The following is an 18,842-nucleotide window of genomic DNA, read 5'->3' on the forward strand; positions in this document are numbered from 1 at the left end:
CGCGCGTGGCCGTACTCAGGCTTTCAGTGCGCCGAAGATTTCATTGAGCATCGACTTCGCATCGCCGAACAACATGCGGTTGTTGTCCTTGTAGAACAGCGGATTGTCGACGCCCGCATAGCCGGACGCCATGCTGCGCTTCATCACGATCGACGTCTTCGCCTTCCACACTTCCAGCACCGGCATGCCGGCGATCGGGCTCGACGGGTCGTCCTGCGCGGCCGGGTTCACGATGTCGTTCGCGCCGATCACCATCGACACGTCGGCTTCGGGGAAGTCGCCGTTGATCTCGTCCATCTCCAGCACGATGTCGTACGGCACCTTCGCTTCGGCCAGCAGCACGTTCATGTGCCCCGGCATGCGGCCCGCGACCGGGTGGATCGCGAAACGCACGTCGACACCCTTCTCGCGCAGCAGCTTCGTCAGCTCGAACACCGTGTGCTGGGCCTGTGCGACGGCCATCCCGTAGCCGGGCACGATGATCACGCGCTTCGCTTCGCGCAGCAGCTCGGCCGTCTCCACTGCGCTCACCGCGACCGCTTCGCCGGCCGGCTGCGCGGCGCTGCCGCCGGCTGCCGCCGGTGCGCCCGCGCCGCTGCCGAAGCCGCCCGCGATCACGCTGATGAAGTTGCGGTTCATCGCGCGGCACATGATGTACGACAGGATCGCACCCGACGAGCCGACCAGCGCGCCGATCACGATCAGCAGGTCGTTGCCGAGCATGAAGCCGGTGGCGGCTGCCGCCCACCCCGAGTAGCTGTTGAGCATCGACACCACGACCGGCATGTCCGCGCCGCCGATCGCCATCACCATGTGCACGCCGAACAGCAGCGAGATCACGGTCATCACGACGAGCGGCAGCATGCCGTCCTGGATGCTTTCCGCATGCAGGAACGCGCGGCCGTAGTAGATCACGATCAGCAGCGCGGCCAGGTTCAGCCAGTGCCGTGCCGGCAGCAGCAGCGGCTTGCCGCCGATCTTGCCCGACAGCTTGCCGAACGCGATGATCGAGCCCGCGAAGGTGACGGCACCGATCAGGATGCCGACATAAATTTCCACTTCGTGGATCGCCTTCTCGGCGCCGGTGAACTGCAGCGACGTGTCGATGTAGCTCGCGAAGCCGACGAGGCAGGCCGCGAGACCGACCAGGCTGTGCATCAGCGCGACCAGTTCCGGCATCTGCGTCATCTGCACCTTCTTCGCCGCGTACAGGCCGACCGCGCCGCCGACGACGAGCGCGGCGATCACGTACGGAATGCCCGCGGCCGACACGCGCGGCCCGGCCACGGTGGCCAGCACGGCGATCAGCATGCCGATCATGCCGAGCAGGTTGCCGCGGCGCGCGGTTTCGGGGTTCGCGAGGCCGCCGAGGCTCAGGATGAACAGGATCGCGGCGCCGATATAGGAGACGGTAGTCAGGTTGGAAGTCATTATTGTCGTCCCCTTATTTGCGGAACATCGCCAGCATGCGGCGCGTGACCGCGAAGCCGCCGAACATGTTGACGGCCGTGAGCGTGAGCGCGCCGACCGCGAGACCGAGGATCAGCCCGGACGGACGATCGCCGGCGTTGGCCAGCTCACCGAGGGGCGGTGCGACCTGCACGAGCGCGCCGATCGCGATGATCGACGAGATCGCGTTGGTCACGCTCATCAGCGGCGTGTGCAGCGACGGCGTGACGTTCCAGATCACCATGTAGCCGACGAAGCACGCGAGCACGAACACCGTGAAGTGCGACAGGAAGCTCGCCGGCGCGAACTGGCCGACCAGCAGGAACGCCAGCGCGCCGATCGCGAACACGATCGCGAGCGCCTTGGCCGACATCGGCTCGCCGCTGTGGCCGTGGCCCTTGGACTTCGCCGGCGCCGCGGCTGCCGCGGGTGCGGCAGCCGGTGGCTTGGGCGCGACGGCCGCCTGCTTGATCGGCGGCGGCGGCCACGTGACGTTGCCTTCCTTGATGACGGTGAGGCCGCGGATCGCGTCGTCGTCGAAGTCGACGTTGATCGTGCCGTCCTTGGCCTTGCACAGCTCTTCGATCACGCGCAGCAGGTTGGTCGCATAGAGCGTCGACGACTGCCGCGACAGGCGCGACGCGAGATCGGTATAGCCGACGATGGTCACGCCGTGGCGCACCACGGCTTCGCCGGGCACCGTGAGTTCGCAGTTGCCGCCCTGTTCCGCGGCCATGTCGACGATCACGCTGCCGGGCTTCATCGACTGCACCATCTCGGCGGTGATGAGCTTCGGCGCCGGCTTGCCGGGGATCAGCGCGGTCGTGATGATGATGTCGGCGTCCTTGGCCTGTTGCGCATACATCGCGCGCTGCGCCTGCTGGAAGCCCTCGCTCATCACCTTCGCGTAGCCGCCGCCGCCCGAGCCTTCCTCTTCGTAGTCGACCTTGACGAACTCGCCGCCCAGCGACTTGACCTGATCGGCCACTTCCGCACGCGTGTCGTTCGCGCGCACGATCGCACCGAGGCTCGCGGCCGTGCCGATCGCGGCCAGACCGGCCACACCGGCGCCGGCGATGAACACCTTCGCCGGCGGGATCTTGCCGGCCGCCGTGACCTGGCCGTTCAGGAAGCGGCCGAACGCATGCGCGGCCTCGATCACCGCGCGATAGCCGCTGATGCCGGCCATCGACGTGAGCGCGTCCATCTTCTGCGCGCGCGACAGCGTGCGCGGCAGCGAATCGATCGCCAGCACGGTGGCGCGCTTCGCGGCCAGCTGCTGCATCAGCTCGGGATTCTGCGCGGGCCACACGAAGCCGATCAGCGCGCCGCCTTCGCGCATCAGCGCGACTTCGTCGGCGCTCGGCGGGCGCACCTTGAACACGATGTCGCTGCCGGACCAGAGCTCGGCCGCCGTGGCGGCGATGCTCGCACCGGCCGCGCGATACGTGTCGTCGTCAAAGTTCGCGCCGGCACCGGCGCCGCTTTGGACGGCCACCGAAAACCCCAGCTTGATCAGTTTCTCGACCACCTCGGGAACGGTCGCAACGCGCCGTTCGCCGGTGGCTGTCTCCAGAGGAACCCCAATCTGTAATGTCATAGTGTGAAAGATGGGTGATGGCCATCGCGAAGCGCTCGGGCCGGTGCGTCAAGGTAACAGAATCATGTGTGTGTTTAGTGGCTCGCGCGACGGTTCGCATTAAAAATGGAACGACCGTTCGCTGGGCGCGAATAGAGTATGCCCGATAACAAAGGCGCCATCGAGGACACAAAATCGTCGAACGCGTCTTCTGCCGTGCTGTTGCGTTTTATCCACGCGCGGGCGATATCGCGTCGACCGAATGGAGGTTGACGATGCGGTCGGAGCGCGATTTCCGCCGTGCGGTGCGGCTGCGGGAGCCGGCCGTCGCGCGGCGGGACTGCATAGGCTTCCCATAACCGGCTTCTTGCCCGGGTTCCCATGGCCGGCTCCCATTGATGATTCCGACCGGCCGGTAGGTCAATGGCCGGCCGCTTGTCGCAGGCGAATCCGTCGGCACCCCGCGTCGATCGTCTGATCAATTCAGCAGACACCATATCGCGAGGAACGGCGCGTTGCCGGACCGCATCGCATGCAGCGCGCCGGGCGGATTGTGGATGCCGCCGCCGATCCCGGGATCGAACCATGCGCCGTTTTGCTGCCGGAATTCGCCGGCGGTCATGAGCACGTACGCTTCCTCCGGTGCGTGACCATGATCCGGATATCTGACGCCGGGCATCATCAACGAGAAGCCGAGCTGAATGTCGTCGCGGCTTTCGGCGCCGCCGGGCCCGCAGATCATCCCGTTTACGTGCCCATCGATGTAGTTCGGGCTGCCGTCCTTGCCCGACGTGCGACGCGACCAGCCGATCTCGGGTTCGAGCGCCTTGATCAGCCGTGCGACGGTGGCGAACGTCGGGTCGACGCGTGCGACCGACTCGAGCGCCGGGTCGAGCCATTCGCAGGCGGGGTAGCGCACCGCGAGCCGCGTGCCGTTATCCGACGGGGTCTGCAGCCGCGCGAATACTTGCGGTGCGAATGCACGCGCGGCGGGCGGAAGCTTGTCCGATTGAAACAGGTCGCCGGCGACCCGGATGAAATCCGCGATGTGCTTCGGGCGTTCACTCATCCTGGTCTTTGCTCCGGTGCTCGTTTGGCATGATGAGATGGAAGTCTACGGAGAAACGTGCCGACCCGGACAGCGAAAAAGGGCGGCCGATTTGGTGCTGGCCGCCATGCGCGTTCCGCGGTTGCCGTCCGGCCAGCGGCACGCGCCGCAATCGACGGCACATCACGCTGCCGCCTTCGGACTGCCGGGGCCGCAGCAGATTCATATTGAAATGGACCTGTGCGTATGCGAATTCGTACAGCTTGAGCTGTTCGTCCGACGGACGGCCGTCGCCGACGAGCCAGGTGCGGGAGATGTCCGAGCAGTAACCGTGCGGCCCGACCAAGTCGGTGTCGAACGCGAGCAGGTCGCCCGCCTGCAGCACCCGCGACGAACACCGATCCGGACACGTGCGAACAAGGCCCGTGAGCGTGCCGTGCGCGTCGTCTGCCGCCGGACTAGAGCTCCAGCACGAGGTCCGACGTCGGGCGGCTGCAGCAGAGCAGCCGGAAACCCTTCTGCACTTCCCGGTCGCGAATCCCGCCGTTGTGCCGCATGTCGACCGTGCCGTCGAGCACCTTCGTTTTGCACGTGCCGCAGATGCCCTGGCTGCAGGATGACGGAATCGCGACGCCGGCCTTCCTCGCTGCCGACAGCACGGTGTCGGCGGCGTTCATCGTGAACGTCTTCGACGAGCGCGCCAACCTGACCGTAAACGTTTCCGACGACGATTCGGCAGCGGGGGCGGCCAGTGTCGGCGCGACACCGGCGCCGATGTCGAAGCTTTCCTGGTGATAGCGTGCGGGATCGTGTCCGCCGCTGCGCAGGACGTCGCGCACGGCATTCATGTAGCCCGCCGGGCCGCAGGTGAACGCTTCGCGCTCGGCGTAGTCGGGCACCTGTTCGGCAAGCAACGGCAGGCTGAGCCGGCCGATCGGTCCCGGCCAGTGCGCGTCATCGCCGGCACCTTCACAGACGAAGTACGTGCGAAGGCGCGGCGACAGCGCCTCGAGCCGCTGCAGCTCCTTGCGGAACACGATATCGGCGGGCGTTCTCGCGCTGTGGACGAACACGATGTCCAGGTCGAGCCCGAGATCGATGCTCGCACGCGTCATCGACATCAGCGGCGTCACGCCCGAGCCGGCGGACAGGTACAGCAATCTGGCGGCGGGTGCCGCCGTCGGCGTGAAGCTGCCCGACGGGCCGTAAGCCGGTAGCTGGCTGCCGGGCTTCATGTTGTCGTGCAGCCAGTTCGACATGATGCCGCCGGGCACGCGCTTGACCGTGATGGACACCAGATAGGGACGCGTCGGCGGCGACGAGATCGTGTAGCAGCGCTCGACCGGCTGGCCGTCGACGTTCGCCGACACCGTCATGAACTGGCCGGGTTCGAAGCGAACGGGCGAGCCGTCGCCTACACGAAACTCGAAGCTCCTGACGTCATGCGTCTCGTCGACGACGCGGCAGCACGTCAGCATCTGCTGTTCGCCGCTCGCCCAGGTTCTTCCGGTGCTGTCCCAGGTGCCGGGATCGGAGAGTCGGTCGTATGCTTCGGGTGCGGGATCGAACATGCTGTCTACGGAGTTCATGGCATCGCTTCCTTGGGGCGCGTCGCACGTTCGACGTGCGCGCAGTCGTTCGCGAAAGCCGGGCCTCGATGACGGGCGTGTATCGCACCTCGTTCCGATGGTTCGCTCCGTACCCGGATTGCCTTCGCTGTGCGCCGAGTATTGGCGGGCCCTGAAACAGCGTCAATGCGCTTTATTTTCCGGGCGGCATTACATCAGGTTATGCGTGACGTGTGTCCATACGAACAGCGGCCCGGCCGTCAACGACGAGGCCGTTGCCGATGAATCCCTTGCATGCGATGTTGACCGAATAGAGGGTTAACCCCTGATTTTCTGCCGGTACGCCGATTGCGCGTCGCGTGTGCTGCAAACGGCACCCGAACCCCCGCCCGGACGCCCGTTTCCGCCATCGCCCCGCGCATCGTGTGGCCGGTTTTGTCACCATGTGGGCCGGATATGACAATGGAAAACCGCCGGCGCGGCATTACGATGGGCCACGACGTCGCCTGGCGCTGGCCGGTTTTGCCGCAGCCGCCCGGGCCGCGCGCCTCATTCACCGCCTGATTTGGAACATCGACCATGAGCTATAACGCCCCTGTCAAGGACATGCTGTTCGTGCTGAAGGAACTCGCGGGCATCGACACCGTTGCGCAGTTGCCGGGTTTCGAGGACGCCGGCTATGACACGGCGCAGGCCGTGCTCGACGAATCCGCGAAATTCTGCGACGAGGTGCTGGCGCCGCTGAACGTCGAGGGCGACCGCAACCCGAGCAGCTGGAAGGATGGCGTCGTGACCGCGACGCCGGGTTTCGGCGCCGCGTTCCGCCAGTTCGTCGAAGGCGGCTGGCAAGGTCTGCAGCATCCGGCCGAATACGACGGCCAGGGGCTGCCGAAGCTGATCGCGACGCCGTGCATCGAGATGCTGAACGCGGCGAACCTGTCGTTCGCGCTGTGCCCGCTGCTCACCGACGGCGCGATCGAGGCGCTGCTGACGGCCGGCACCGACGAACAGAAGCAGCGCTACGTGCCGAAGCTGATCTCGGGTGAATGGACCGGCACGATGAACCTGACCGAGCCGCAGGCCGGTTCGGACCTGGCGCTGGTGCGCTCGCGCGCCGAGCCGCAGGGCGACGGCACGTACAAGGTGTTCGGCACCAAGATCTTCATCACGTGGGGCGAGCACGACATGGCGGACAACATCGTCCACCTGGTGCTCGCGCGCACGCCGAACGCGCCGGAAGGCGTGAAGGGCATTTCGCTGTTCATCGTGCCGAAGTTCCTGGTCAACGACGACGGCTCGCTCGGCGCGCGCAACGACGTGCACTGCGTGTCGATCGAGCACAAGCTCGGCATCAAGGCGAGCCCGACCGCGGTGCTGCAGTATGGCGATAACGGTGGCGGGATCGGCTACCTGGTCGGCGAAGAGAATCGCGGCCTCGAATACATGTTCATCATGATGAACGCGGCGCGTTTCGGCGTCGGGATGCAGGGGATCGGCGTGGCCGACCGTGCCTACCGGAAGGCCGCGGAATTCGCGAAGGAGCGCGTGCAGAGCCGCCCGGTCGACGGGTCGGCCAAGCAGTCGGTGACGATCATCCATCACCCGGACGTGCGCCGCATGCTCGGCACGATGCGCGCGCTGACCGAGGGCGCGCGGGCGCTCGCGTACGTCGCGGCCGCGCACAGCGACATTGCCCACCGCCATTCGGACGAGGCGACGCGCACGCGTCATCAGGCAATCTACGAATATCTGGTGCCGGTCGTGAAGGGCTGGAGCACGGAGATGGTGAACGACGTGGCGAGCCTCGGCGTGCAGGTGCACGGCGGGATGGGCTTCATCGAGGAAACCGGCGCCGCGCAGTACTACCGCGACGCGCGGATCCTGGCGATCTACGAAGGCACGACCGCGATCCAGGCGAACGACCTGGTCGGCCGCAAGACGATGCGCGATGGCGGCGCGGTGGCGAAGGCGCTGATCGCGGAGATCGGTGACACCGTCGCGGCGCTCGGCAAGGTCGACGGCGCGGCGGCCGCGTCGATGAAGGCGCAGCTGGAGAAGGGTGCGCGCGCGCTGTCGACGGTGGTGGACTACGTGGTCGCGAACGTGAAGCAGGACCCGAACGCGGTGTTCGCGGGCAGCGTGCCGTACCTGAAGCTGGCGGGCGTCGTGCTGTGCGGATGGCAGATGGCGCGCGCGCTGCTGGCGGCGCACGCGAACCGCGCGAGCGACACGGCGTTCTTCGATGCGAAGATCGCGATCGCACAATGCTATGCGGAACACGTCCTCGTGCAGGCAGGCGGGCTCGAAGCGTCGATCGTCGGCGCGAAGGGCAACGAGAGCGTGCTCGCGTTGACGGAAGACCAGTTCTGACCGTAACGGTCGGGGCGCAGGAGGAGACAGGATTTTGACCACACAGGACTTGCTCGCGCAATACGGCCCGCGCGAATCGATGGAATACGACGTCGTGATCGTCGGCGGCGGCCCGGCCGGGCTGTCGGCCGCGATCCGGCTCAAGCAGCTGGCCGCCGAGAAAGGCACCGAGATCGGCGTGTGCGTGCTCGAGAAGGGTTCCGAGATCGGCGCGCACATCCTGTCGGGCGCGGTGATGGACCCGCGCGCGATCACCGAGCTGTTTCCCGACTGGAAGGAACAGGGCGCGCCGTTGAACGTCGAGGTGACCGAAGACCGCTTCCTGTTCCTGTCCGAGAACAGCGCGGTCACGACGCCCAACTGGGCGCTGCCCGACAACTTCAAGAACCACGGCAACTACGTGATCTCGCTGGGCAACGTCACGCGCTGGCTCGGCCAGCAGGCGGAAGCCTTGGGCGTCGAGATCTTCCCGGGCTTTCCCGCCGCAGAGATTCTCTATAACGACGACGGCTCGGTGAAAGGCGTCGCCACCGGCAACATGGGCGTGGGCAAGGACGGCGAGCCGACCGAGAACTTCCAGCTCGGCATGGAACTGCACGCGAAGTACACGCTGTTCGCCGAAGGCTGCCGCGGCCATCTCGGCCGTCAGCTGATCTCGAAGTTCAAGCTCGACGCGAACGCCGATCCGCAGGCGTACGGGATCGGCATCAAGGAACTGTGGGAAATCGATCCGGCGAAGCACAAGCCGGGCCTCGTGATCCACACGGCCGGCTGGCCGCTGAAGTCCGATACCTACGGCGGCTCGTTCCTGTATCACATGGACAACAACCAGGTCGTGGTCGGCTTCGTGGTCGGCCTGGGCTACACGAACCCGTACCTGTCGCCGTTCGAGGAATTCCAGCGCTACAAGACGCACCCGTCGATCCGCGCGTTCCTCGAAGGCGGCAAGCGCGTGTCGTACGGCGCGCGGGCGATCACGGCCGGCGGCCTGCTGTCGCTGCCGAAGACGGTATTCCCGGGTGGCGCGCTGATCGGCGACGACGCGGGCTTCCTGAACGCATCGCGGATCAAGGGCAGCCACGCGGCGATCAAGACCGGCATGCTGGCGGCGGACGCCGCGTTCGACGCGCTGCAGGATGGCCGCCAGAGCGACGAGCTCAACGCGTATCCGGACGCCTTCAAGCAATCGTGGCTGTACACGGAGCTGTACCGCGCGCGTAACTTCAAGCAGTGGATGGCGAAGGGGCTGTACCTCGGCACGCTGATGGTCGGGTTGGAACAGAAGGTGATGGGCGGCAACGTGCCGTGGACGCTGCACCACAAGCATGCGGACCACGAGATGCTGAAGCCGGCATCGCAATGCACGCCGATCGAGTATCCGAAGCCGGACGGCAAGCTGACGTTCGACCGGTTGTCGTCGGTGTTCATCTCGAATACGAACCACGAGGAACACCAGCCGGCGCATCTGACGCTGAAGGATGCGGGCGTGCCGGTGAACGTGAACCTGCGCACCTACGCGGGCCCGGAGGCGCGCTTCTGTCCGGCCGGCGTCTACGAGTTCGTCAAGAACGACAGCAACGAAGATCGCTTGCAGATCAACGCGCAGAACTGCGTGCACTGCAAGACCTGCGACATCAAGGACCCGACGCAGAACATCGTGTGGGTCACGCCGGAAGGCGGCGGCGGGCCGAATTACCCGAACATGTAACGCAACGCATCCCCGCGCCCGCGGGCGCGAACGAACCGGAGTGAGACGATGAGCAATGCAGCGAAGGAAGTCGTGGTGGTGAGTGGTGTCCGTACCGCGATCGGCGATTTCGGCGGGAGCCTGAAGGATTTCTCGCCGACCGATCTCGGTGCGAAGGTCGTGAGCGAAGTGCTGTCGCGCGCGAACGTGCCGGGCGATGCGGTCGGGCATGTCGTGTTCGGCCACGTCGTGAACACCGAGCCGAAGGACATGTATTTCGCGCGCGTCGCGGCGATCAACGGCGGCGTCGCGCAGCACACGCCGGCGCTGACTGTGAACCGCCTGTGCGGCTCCGGCCTGCAGGCGATCGTGTCGGCCGCTCAGACGATCATGCTCGGCGACGCCGACGTCGCGATCGGCGGCGGCTCGGAGAACATGAGCCGCGCGCCGTACACGGTGCCGGCCGCGCGCTTCGGCCAGCGCATGGGCGACGCAAAGCTCGTCGACATGATGCTCGGCGCGCTGCACGACCCGTTCCAGACGATCCACATGGGCGTGACCGCCGAGAACGTCGCCAAAAAGTACGGCATTTCGCGTGATGCGCAGGATGCGCTCGCGCTCGAATCGCATCGTCGCGCGGCGCGCGCGATCGCCGAAGGCCGCTTCAAGGACCAGATCCTGCCGATCTCGATCCGCACGAAGAAGGGCGAGGTCGCGTTCGACACCGACGAGCACGTGCGTCACGACGCCGGCCCGGACGACTTCACGAAGCTGAAGCCGGTGTTCGTGAAGGAGGACGGCACGGTGACGGCCGGCAACGCGTCGGGGATCAACGATGCGGCCGCCGCGGTGCTGATGATGAGCGCGGATGCCGCGCGCGCGCAGGGCGTGAAGCCGCTCGCGCGTCTCGTCGCGTACGCGCATGCGGGTGTGGATCCGGCGTACATGGGCATCGGCCCGGTGCCGGCCACGCAGAAGGCGCTCGAGCGCGCGGGCCTGAAGATCACCGATCTCGACGTGATCGAGGCGAACGAGGCGTTCGCCGCGCAGGCGTGCGCGGTCACGCAGGAGCTCGGCCTCGATCCGGCCAAGGTCAACCCGAACGGCTCGGGCATTTCTCTCGGTCACCCGATCGGCGCGACCGGCGCATTGATCACGGTCAAGGCGCTGTACGAGCTGAAGCGCATCGGCGGGCGTTACGCGCTCGTGACGATGTGTATCGGCGGCGGCCAGGGGATTGCGGCGATCTTCGAGAACATCTGATAATCGACCGCTCAGCACCCGAATACACAGGAATCGTCATGGCAATCGAAACCGTCGGCGTCGTGGGCGCCGGAACCATGGGCAACGGCATTGCGCAAACCGCGGCCGTTGCCGGACTCAACGTCGTGATGATCGACGTCAGCGACGCGGCGCTCGACAAGGGCGTCGCCGCCCTGAAGGGCAGCCTCGAGCGGCTCGTGTCGAAGGACAAGCTCGACGCCGGCGCACGCGACGCTGCGCTCGCGCGCATCACGACGTCGACCGACTACGCGAAGCTCGCCGCGGTCGACATCGTGATCGAAGCCGCGACCGAGAACGTCGAGCTGAAGAGCCGCATCCTGAAGCAGATCGAGTCGGTCGCGCGGCCCGACGCGATCATCGCGACCAACACGTCGTCGATCTCGATCACGTCGCTCGCGGCGCTGCTCGCCGATCCGTCGCGCTTCGTCGGCATGCACTTCTTCAACCCGGTGCCGCTGATGCCGCTCGTCGAGATCATCCGCGGGCTGCAGACGAGCGACGCGACCGCGTCGGCGGTGCGCGCGCTGACCGAGCGTTTCGACAAGTCGCCGATCGGCGTGCGCAACGCGCCGGGCTTCGTCGTGAACCGGATCCTCGTGCCGATGATCAACGAAGCGTTCTTCGTGCTGGCCGAAGGCATCGCGTCGGCCGAGGAGATCGACGCGGGGATGAAGCTCGGCGCGAACCATCCGATCGGGCCGCTCGCGCTGGCCGACCTCGTCGGGCTGGACGTGTGCCTCGCGGTGATGGACGTGTTCCTGAAGGACTTCGGCGACACGAAGTACCGTGCGTGCCCGCTGCTGCGCGAGATGGTGTCGGCAGGGCGGCTGGGGCGCAAGACGGGGCGTGGGGTGTACGACTACAGCTGACGTCCTGCGGGCACGTCGGATCTTCAACGCGGATGACGAGCCGCGCCGGATGTCGAGTCCGGTGCCGGCTTGTCGTCCGCGTTTTCCATTTGGAGCGCGTGGGCGACGTGTCCGTGCTTCGACGCCGGTTCCTCCCGCGTTGCTTGATCGCCTGATCGTGTGCGGTGTCGCCGGAACGAGACAAGCGGATGAGGGACATATGTAATTTACGACAATGTGAACATTGCATGCCGTGACAATCCTTGACCATCTCGCGGTTTCGTCTGTGCAATTATTTGCCGCAAATGCCGAGAGAGACCAACCATGTGCCGCATCGTGCACGAAATCGAGAAACGGCGCGTTCGACGGGGAGCGGCCGGATCGGGATTATCTCTGGGATCTGTTTGGTGTTAAAGGTCGGCTCCCGGGCATTTGATGTAACTTGCGGGTAACCGGGATTATTTTGGCGCGACTTGCAACTTGACAGTGACCGATAACGACGGGTGAAGAATGACAAATATTGGTGTGAAAGCGAGGATTTGGGTTCGCGGCTCCATTGCGACTACCGTGCTGAGTTTGCTGCTTGGTGCGTGCGCATCGAAACCCCCATACGACTTCGATGCGCAAAAAATGTCGTCGGTCAAGACGATTGCGGTCGATGTGTCGAGGCCAACGGTGTATTTTGCCGTCACGGCCGGAGGGCCGGTATTCGTTCCGATTCCTGGAGTGGGCCTGTTGGCTGCGGCTGTCGGCGGCGCAATCGCCGGAGGGACGGCCGCCGTATCGACTCGCACCAACAAGGATTTCAACGACCTCGTCAAGAGTGAGCTTGGCGATACCGGACTGAACCGTAAGTACATCGAGGCACTGGAGGCCGAACTACGAGCGCAAGGCTACCAGGTGAAGGAAGTCAATCTTGGTCAGGCCGGCATGCCGAAAATCGCAGGAGATTGGCTGCATCCGACGTTGAAGGGTGATGCCTATACGGGAGCGGATGCGATTTTAATTGCACCAGCCAATACCGGTTATGGTGCCCAAGGACTGGGTTGGCCGTATGTCCGGTCGGTCAACAGCCAGATTCGAATTTTTTCGGCATCGACGTTCGAACCAATTTTCTCTCAGAACATGTTCTTGCCGATCCCGACTCATCTGAATCCGACCTCGGGTGGCGGCGGTGTTAATAAGAATACCGGCTCCAGCTTCGCTTCAGATGCCAAGGAGAATGGTCCTTATGTCTATCCCTTCTATGCTGATCTGGTGAAAGATTTGCCCAACGCCATCAAGGGAATTGACGAGGCGCTCATGAGCTTCGTGCCGCAGTTCCGTACCGCGCTACTGACCGGCCGCGGAATAACTCAATCAGCGAGCGCAAGCCAGAAGTAAGAAAACGCCGGAACGACATGATGAAAGTCGACGACATCGAGCGATTCGTGCGCGCCAGGCATCGCGACGATTCAGCAGTATGGATGGCTGTCGGTAGTCGGTATGGTGTCGTCGCATCCGTCGTGCCGCACTGCCGTCATTGCGGATGGCCTTTGCCGAACCGTACGGGAAGGCGCTCGCGTATCGAATCGTCGCGGTAGTGACGACGCGGCAGATGGCGCGTGGCGCAACGGGCCTGGGACACTCATCGAACGGGGGCAGTCATCGATTTCTTCCAGATTTTCGGCCGCTACTTCTGGCTGATTGCGATCGTGTTCAGCGCAGCCCAATACGTGCGCTGTTCGCGCCGACGCATGTCGACTCTAGCGAGCGATACGCTTCGCGACCAGGCTCGTGTCTATGGCCGGACTCTGTTCGGATTGCAGATATTGCCGTGGATCGTGATGGGCATCGGCATCTTGTCCGGTCAGGCTCACGACATCTGGGACTTCATGAACCCGCCGCATGGCGGTGTACTGCTGGCGACGGCATTTTGGGGCGTCATTGCGGCCACGGCATCGGGAACCGCGTGGTGGATCTTCACCGGCGGCGCACGAAAGGTCGTCGAGCTCGGGCTCATGGATCAGTTCGGCTATCCGGCCGAGCGCGTTACCGAGCGGGCTGTCAAGGCGATGGCCATCACCACGAGCATTGGCGCGATTGCACTTTTGATCGGTTGCACGTTGATGGGCGACTCGAGCCTGCGCAACGGCCTGACGAGTCTGACCGGCAATGGATCGCCCGCGGTGTCTGGCGACGGCTATCGGATCGTATTCGACTGTGCCAACGGCGGATGTGCAAACTGGGCGTTTCCGGCATTCGGTCTATGCTTCGTGGCGACCGGTGCTGTATTTGCGTGGTTTCGCAACGATCTTCCGATGCGGGGGCCGGCCTTCATGCGCAAAGTCTTCCCGTTCATCTGGTTGGGCTTTGCGATACTGTGGACAGCCATCGCGTTCGGAAGCACGTACGATGCCGCACATCGCATCAGGAAAGCAATCGCTTCCGGTGAGCTTCGTGTGGTGGAAGGCGCCGTGACCGCTTTCGAACCCATGCCGTATGGCGGCCACGCGATGGAGCGTTTCTGTGTCGGGCAGGTGTGCTTCTCCTACTCGGACTATGTTGTGACGGGTGGTTTCAACAACACCGCATCGCACGGCGGCCCGATCAGGGCCGGCTTGCCGGTCAGGGTCAGTTATGTCGACGGCTTGATCGTGAAGCTCGAAGTCGCACCGATGCAGTGAGCAACAACACAATCGAATTTCGACAAAATGAAAATAAGGACAGGCCTTTTCGGGGCGGTGTTGTCCGTTGCAACCGCAACGGCATATGGGTTGGGCGTGCAGAGCGCGCCTGCGGAGCCGGCAGCGTCCGCGCCGGCGGCGAATCCGGCGATCGAACTGTCGCCGGCGCAAATCACTGAACGGGCACGCGCATTCGTTGCGCAAGCCGGCGTGGATCCCGATTCGGAAAACGGGCAGATCGTGGTGGCCTGGTTCTCGAAGATCGCGCGGGATCCTGGCTATCTCGCAAGACTGACGAGCCTGCGCGGCAAATCGACCGCAGGTGCGGAAATGATGCTGTCTCCGGCCGACCGGCTGCGGTTCCTTCGGCTGATGAAGGACATCGCGGGTGAATCGCACAGCGGTTGCGAGATGTCGAAGCTGACCGGTCGCGGTCTGGTGTCGTTGGCGAAGACGTCGTCGCCGAAGATGCTGCGTAGCATCTTCGAGTTGATGGATCTGATCGGCGCGCGCAGTGGCCGGTCGCAGGCCGACGACGAGCATTACACCGTTGCCGAATTGCTCGAGGTCGACGCGCGCATCGATGCGATCGAGGTGCCGCCATCGCTGCAGGAGCAAGCGAAGCCGACCACGTGTGCGCTGATTCAGTTTGCAGTCGACGCGCTGGAAAAGCTGCCGGAACCGGAGCAGCGACGGGCAACCTATGAACTGTTCAAGTTGATCGCCGACGGCAAGTCGGCGGCCGAGACGGTGCTTGCCGATCCGACGGCGTATCTGGATGAAGTGTTCGACGAGCGCCGCTTGCCGGATCCGATTCGCAGCCAGTTGCCGCCCGACGACAGCCGGCCGCTCCCGTATGCGCGTCTGGTGGTGGACGGCGAATGGGTGAACAAGACGACGCCGAAGGACTCGGGGCCGTATGTCGATACCTACGTCAATCGACGCAATAACGGCGTGGTCATTGAGCTGATGACCACGAAAGACGCAGCGGGGAACCCGCATTGGTCGTATTTCGACATGGGATACGGGCTGGCCGACCTGATGAGTCAGAGCGTGAGTGCACCTCGCCACGCCACGATGCTTCGCATGCAAAAGGACGCAACGGCGATCGCGCTGGCGAACGAACCGATGACGGCGGGCAAGCGTGTCGAGATTGCGGTGCCGCAACCGTCGCGCGACGGTCAACTGACCCGTCGCTGCGAAATCGGCAAGACGGAACCCGCATCGTCGATCTTCGGCACGCTGACGGGCAATGCGATCGACCTGGATTGCAGCGAGGTCCACAAGGACGGGAAGACGGTGCGCGTGCGATCCGCATGGCTGGTCGACTACGGGATCGAACTGAGCAAGTCGATCGACGACGAAGACGGCCGGACCGACGTCGTCATCAAGAACGTCACGATCGTGAAACCATGACGCGGACGAGCGAACCTCGGCGGCGCGGTTACGCCCGTCGGCGCACCGGCTTCGTCGGCTCCGTGTTGAAAGCGTCGATCGCTGCCCCGGCGCTGATGGCAGGGCTCACCCTCGGGTCGGGCTGCGCCGCCGCGCCGCAGCCCGAGTCGCCGCTCGTCGCGATGCCGGCAATGCAACGCGGCGTGTCCGTGCCGGTCCTCGACGACACGACGCCATGCTCGCTGGCGTTGAACGCGCGATTCGACAGCCTTCGTCTGAAGGACGAACCCGCACGGATCCGCAGCCTGTGCAGGCAGGACGCCGGCGCCGGCAACCTCACGGCCCGCGCGCTCTACGGGCAAATGGTGCTGCATGGCTACGCGGCCCGCCCGGACCCGAAGCGCGGGATGATGATCCTCGAATCCGCGGCGAGCGACGGTTCGACGGCGGCCAAGCGCGCACTGGGCTACATCTACTACGACGGTGTCGCGCAGCCGCGCGACCCGGCAGCGGCGCGCGCGTGGTTCGTGTCGGCGGCGCGCGACGGCGATGCGGCCTCGGCGAACCAGCTCGGCGGGATGAGCGCGGACGGCGACGGCCAACCTGCCGACGATGTTGCGGCCTATCGCTACTTCGTGACAGCAGCCGAAGGTGGATCGCCGGCGGGCGCGACCAACGCCGGGAAATTTGCGCTGACCGGCCGTGGAGTGACGCGCGATCCGGTTGTCGCGGCAGCGTGGTTGTCGCGTGCGGCGGCGGACGGCGAGCCAAACGGGCAGTTCGTTCTGGGCCTGATGCTCGTCTGGGGCGACGGGGTGCCACGCGATATAAGCGCGGGGACGAAGTGGCTGCGCGCCGCGGCGGACCAGAACCACACCGAAGCGCAGGCCGTGCTGGCCAATCTCTATCTTGCGGGCATCGGCGTGCCGCAAGACGCGCGTCGCGGCCTCAGCCTGATGTCGGCCGCGGCCCTGGCCGGCTCGCCCTACGCGCAGCGCAGGCTCGGCGATCTGTACGGAGGCGGAACGGGCGTGCCGCGCGACGAGGCGACGGCGCGCGACTGGTATCGCAAGGCGGCGCTCGCCGGCGACGCGCGAGCACGTTACGCATTGGCGAACCTCTATCTGTTCGGGCGGGGCGGCCCGGTCGACCAGGAAGCGGCATTGGGCTGGATGCAGGGCGCGGCCGATGCGGGCCTGGCCGTCGCGCAGAACGATCTCGGCGCGATGTTGCAGAACGGCCTCGGGACGCAGCCGGATCCGGCTGCCGCCAAACCGTGGTTCGAAAAGGCCGATGCGCAGGGCAATGGCGCCGCGGCGGCCAACCTGTCCCGTTACGCAGCGCGTGGCGACGACGAGCCGGTAGACATGCGCAAGGCGTTTCGGCTGGCGAAGCGCGGCGCGGATCGCGGCGACGCAGCGGCGGCGCTGATGGCCGCCGGCATGGCCTGGCGTGGCGAAGGCACGTCGGTCGACCGGACGCGGGCGATGCAATGGTTCCGGTTCGCCGCGGACCACGGCAACGTCGAAGCGGCGCGCTGGGTCGGCTATCAATATCTGTCGGGTACCGCCGACGTGCCACGCGACGAACCATCGGGCTTGCGTTACCTGACGCAGGCCGCCGAGGCCGGCGATCGCGCTGCCGGCGTATCGGTCGGCTTCTACCTGAACGAGCACCATATGTCGTTCGCGGGCAAGACCGGGCTTCAATGGCTGGAGGACCTTGCGAACCGCAAGGTCGCCGCTGCGTATTCGGCGCTGGGGTCTGCCTATTGGCGCACGCAGCCGGCGATCGCCTTCGACTGGTTCACACGCGGCGCAATGCTGGGCGACGCCGCGTCGCAAGCGATGCTGTGCTCGATGTATCTGGATGGAAACGGCACGCCGCGCAATCCGGCCGATGCCGCGCGCTGGTGCCGCGCAGCGGCTGCCGGCAACAATATCGGCGCGATGCGCATGCTCGCGTCGGTCGACGCAGGCCTGGTTGCCGCCGACGAGCGCGCGTATTGGCAATGGAAACTCGCGGATCGCGGCGAAGCGACGTATCAGTCGACACTTGGCGATGCGTACGACCTTGGCGATGGCGTACCGGCGGACTTCAATGCAGCGACGTACTGGTTTCGCCGCGCGGCGGAGCAGGGCAACGTGTCGGCACAGGGTTCGCTCGCGTGGCACCTGTCGACCGGCCTCGGCGGCCGCACCGACGACTACGAGGCGTTCGCATGGGCGCTCCGTGCAGCGCCGTCGAGCGCCGAGGCGAAGCGGATGGTGGGCGTCGCGTATCTGAACGGACGTGGCGTCGCGCGCGATCCGAAAGCAGCATCGGTGTGGTTCCAACGCGCGGCCGCAGCCGGTTCGCCGTGGGCGGAAAGCGATCTTGCACTGATGTACGAAACGGGCGACGGCGTGACGCTGAACGAGGCGTCCGCGCTGGGCCTGCATCGCCGCGCCGCGCGACGGGGCTCGGCATGCTCCGAGATTGCGCTGGCGCTGCGCAGCGTCGTACCGGGAACGGAAGCGGCGCTGTCGGCCGGCGAGCGGCGCTGGCTGGTACCCGCCGATCCGGTCGCCACGTTGTGGAGCGATCCGCCGGGAAACGCAGTCGCCGCGGCCAATCGCCAATGGGAAGGCCTGTCGAGCCTGAACCAGGCATTGCTTGGCGATCCGTTCATGCAATATGCAGTCGGCATCCGGTTCCTGACCGGCAACGGCCTGCCGAGAGACCGGGCGCTCGGCGCGGCATGGATCGAGCGTTCGCGCGCGAGTTTCGATGCGGTAGCCGGTTTCCGGCAATATGCCGCCGCCGCGGCGCGCGTCGAGGCGCGAGTTGCCGAGCGACTGGATGACGCGGAAAAAAGACGGGCCGCCGACATCGCCGCGAACCTGATCACGACACTACATTGAGTGCGTCCGGATGCGGTCGGCGTCGATGACGCCTCCGGACGCACG

Annotated in this window: 12 protein-coding genes and 1 pseudogene; 8 read left to right on the forward strand and 5 right to left on the reverse strand. The window is 65.6% G+C overall.

What is annotated here, in order from left to right:
- Positions 1-15: 15 nt before the first annotated feature.
- From pntB to NQV17_RS28700, 5 genes and pseudogenes are all read right to left on the reverse strand, one after another.
- Complete coding sequence (gene pntB, locus NQV17_RS28680; RefSeq protein WP_257774858.1) at positions 16-1,431, reverse strand: Re/Si-specific NAD(P)(+) transhydrogenase subunit beta; 1,416 nt, start codon at positions 1,429-1,431, stop codon at positions 16-18.
- Between the two features lie 13 nt (positions 1,432-1,444).
- Positions 1,445-3,049, reverse strand: coding sequence for a Re/Si-specific NAD(P)(+) transhydrogenase subunit alpha (locus NQV17_RS28685; RefSeq protein WP_257774859.1), 1,605 nt, complete (start codon positions 3,047-3,049; stop codon positions 1,445-1,447).
- A 457-nt stretch (positions 3,050-3,506) separates the two neighbouring features.
- Entirely contained in the window at positions 3,507-4,097 is a 591-nt protein-coding gene (locus NQV17_RS28690; RefSeq protein ID WP_257774860.1) for a dimethylsulfoniopropionate lyase, read from the reverse strand.
- Positions 4,090-4,521: pseudogene (locus NQV17_RS28695) on the reverse strand (M24 family metallopeptidase); the annotation flags it as partial. The pseudogene NQV17_RS28695 and the gene NQV17_RS28690, both read right to left, overlap by 8 nt.
- Positions 4,522-4,534: 13 nt before the next feature.
- The gene (locus NQV17_RS28700) at positions 4,535-5,665 is read right to left on the reverse strand and encodes a hybrid-cluster NAD(P)-dependent oxidoreductase (protein ID WP_257774861.1); all 1,131 of its coding nucleotides are present in this window, start codon (positions 5,663-5,665) and stop codon (positions 4,535-4,537) included.
- A 558-nt stretch (positions 5,666-6,223) separates the two neighbouring features.
- On the opposite strand from NQV17_RS28700, the gene NQV17_RS28705 reads away from it, so the two are divergent.
- The 8 genes from NQV17_RS28705 to NQV17_RS28740 all read left to right on the forward strand — a co-directional run bounded on the left by NQV17_RS28705 (position 6,224) and on the right by NQV17_RS28740 (position 18,797).
- Positions 6,224-8,014, forward strand: a complete 1,791-nt coding sequence (locus tag NQV17_RS28705; protein WP_257774862.1) for an acyl-CoA dehydrogenase — start codon at positions 6,224-6,226, stop codon at positions 8,012-8,014.
- Positions 8,015-8,093: 79 nt separating this feature from the next.
- Positions 8,094-9,722, forward strand: a complete 1,629-nt coding sequence (locus NQV17_RS28710) for an electron transfer flavoprotein-ubiquinone oxidoreductase (RefSeq protein ID WP_374692767.1) — start codon at positions 8,094-8,096, stop codon at positions 9,720-9,722.
- Positions 9,723-9,770: 48 nt separating this feature from the next.
- Positions 9,771-10,964: a beta-ketothiolase BktB gene (gene bktB / locus NQV17_RS28715; RefSeq protein WP_257774864.1), complete on the forward strand. Its 1,194-nt coding sequence runs from the start codon at positions 9,771-9,773 to the stop codon at positions 10,962-10,964.
- 38 nt (positions 10,965-11,002) lie between these two features.
- A complete protein-coding gene (locus NQV17_RS28720; protein WP_257774865.1) occupies positions 11,003-11,854 on the forward strand; it encodes a 3-hydroxybutyryl-CoA dehydrogenase in 852 nt (283 codons plus the stop codon).
- Between the two features lie 489 nt (positions 11,855-12,343).
- Positions 12,344-13,216 (forward strand): hypothetical protein, encoded by an 873-nt coding sequence (locus NQV17_RS28725; RefSeq protein WP_257774866.1) that lies wholly within the window; start codon positions 12,344-12,346, stop codon positions 13,214-13,216.
- 221 nt (positions 13,217-13,437) lie between these two features.
- Positions 13,438-14,499, forward strand: coding sequence for a hypothetical protein (locus NQV17_RS28730; protein ID WP_257774867.1), 1,062 nt, complete (start codon positions 13,438-13,440; stop codon positions 14,497-14,499).
- Between the two features lie 210 nt (positions 14,500-14,709).
- Positions 14,710-15,915, forward strand: coding sequence for a hypothetical protein (locus tag NQV17_RS28735; RefSeq protein WP_257774868.1), 1,206 nt, complete (start codon positions 14,710-14,712; stop codon positions 15,913-15,915).
- A 95-nt stretch (positions 15,916-16,010) separates the two neighbouring features.
- Positions 16,011-18,797, forward strand: a complete 2,787-nt coding sequence (locus NQV17_RS28740) for a tetratricopeptide repeat protein (RefSeq protein WP_257774869.1) — start codon at positions 16,011-16,013, stop codon at positions 18,795-18,797.
- Positions 18,798-18,842: the final 45 nt, after the last annotated feature.

Origin of the sequence: Burkholderia sp. SCN-KJ, from assembly GCF_024656005.1 — a bacterium.
Lineage (GTDB): Bacteria > Pseudomonadota > Gammaproteobacteria > Burkholderiales > Burkholderiaceae > Burkholderia.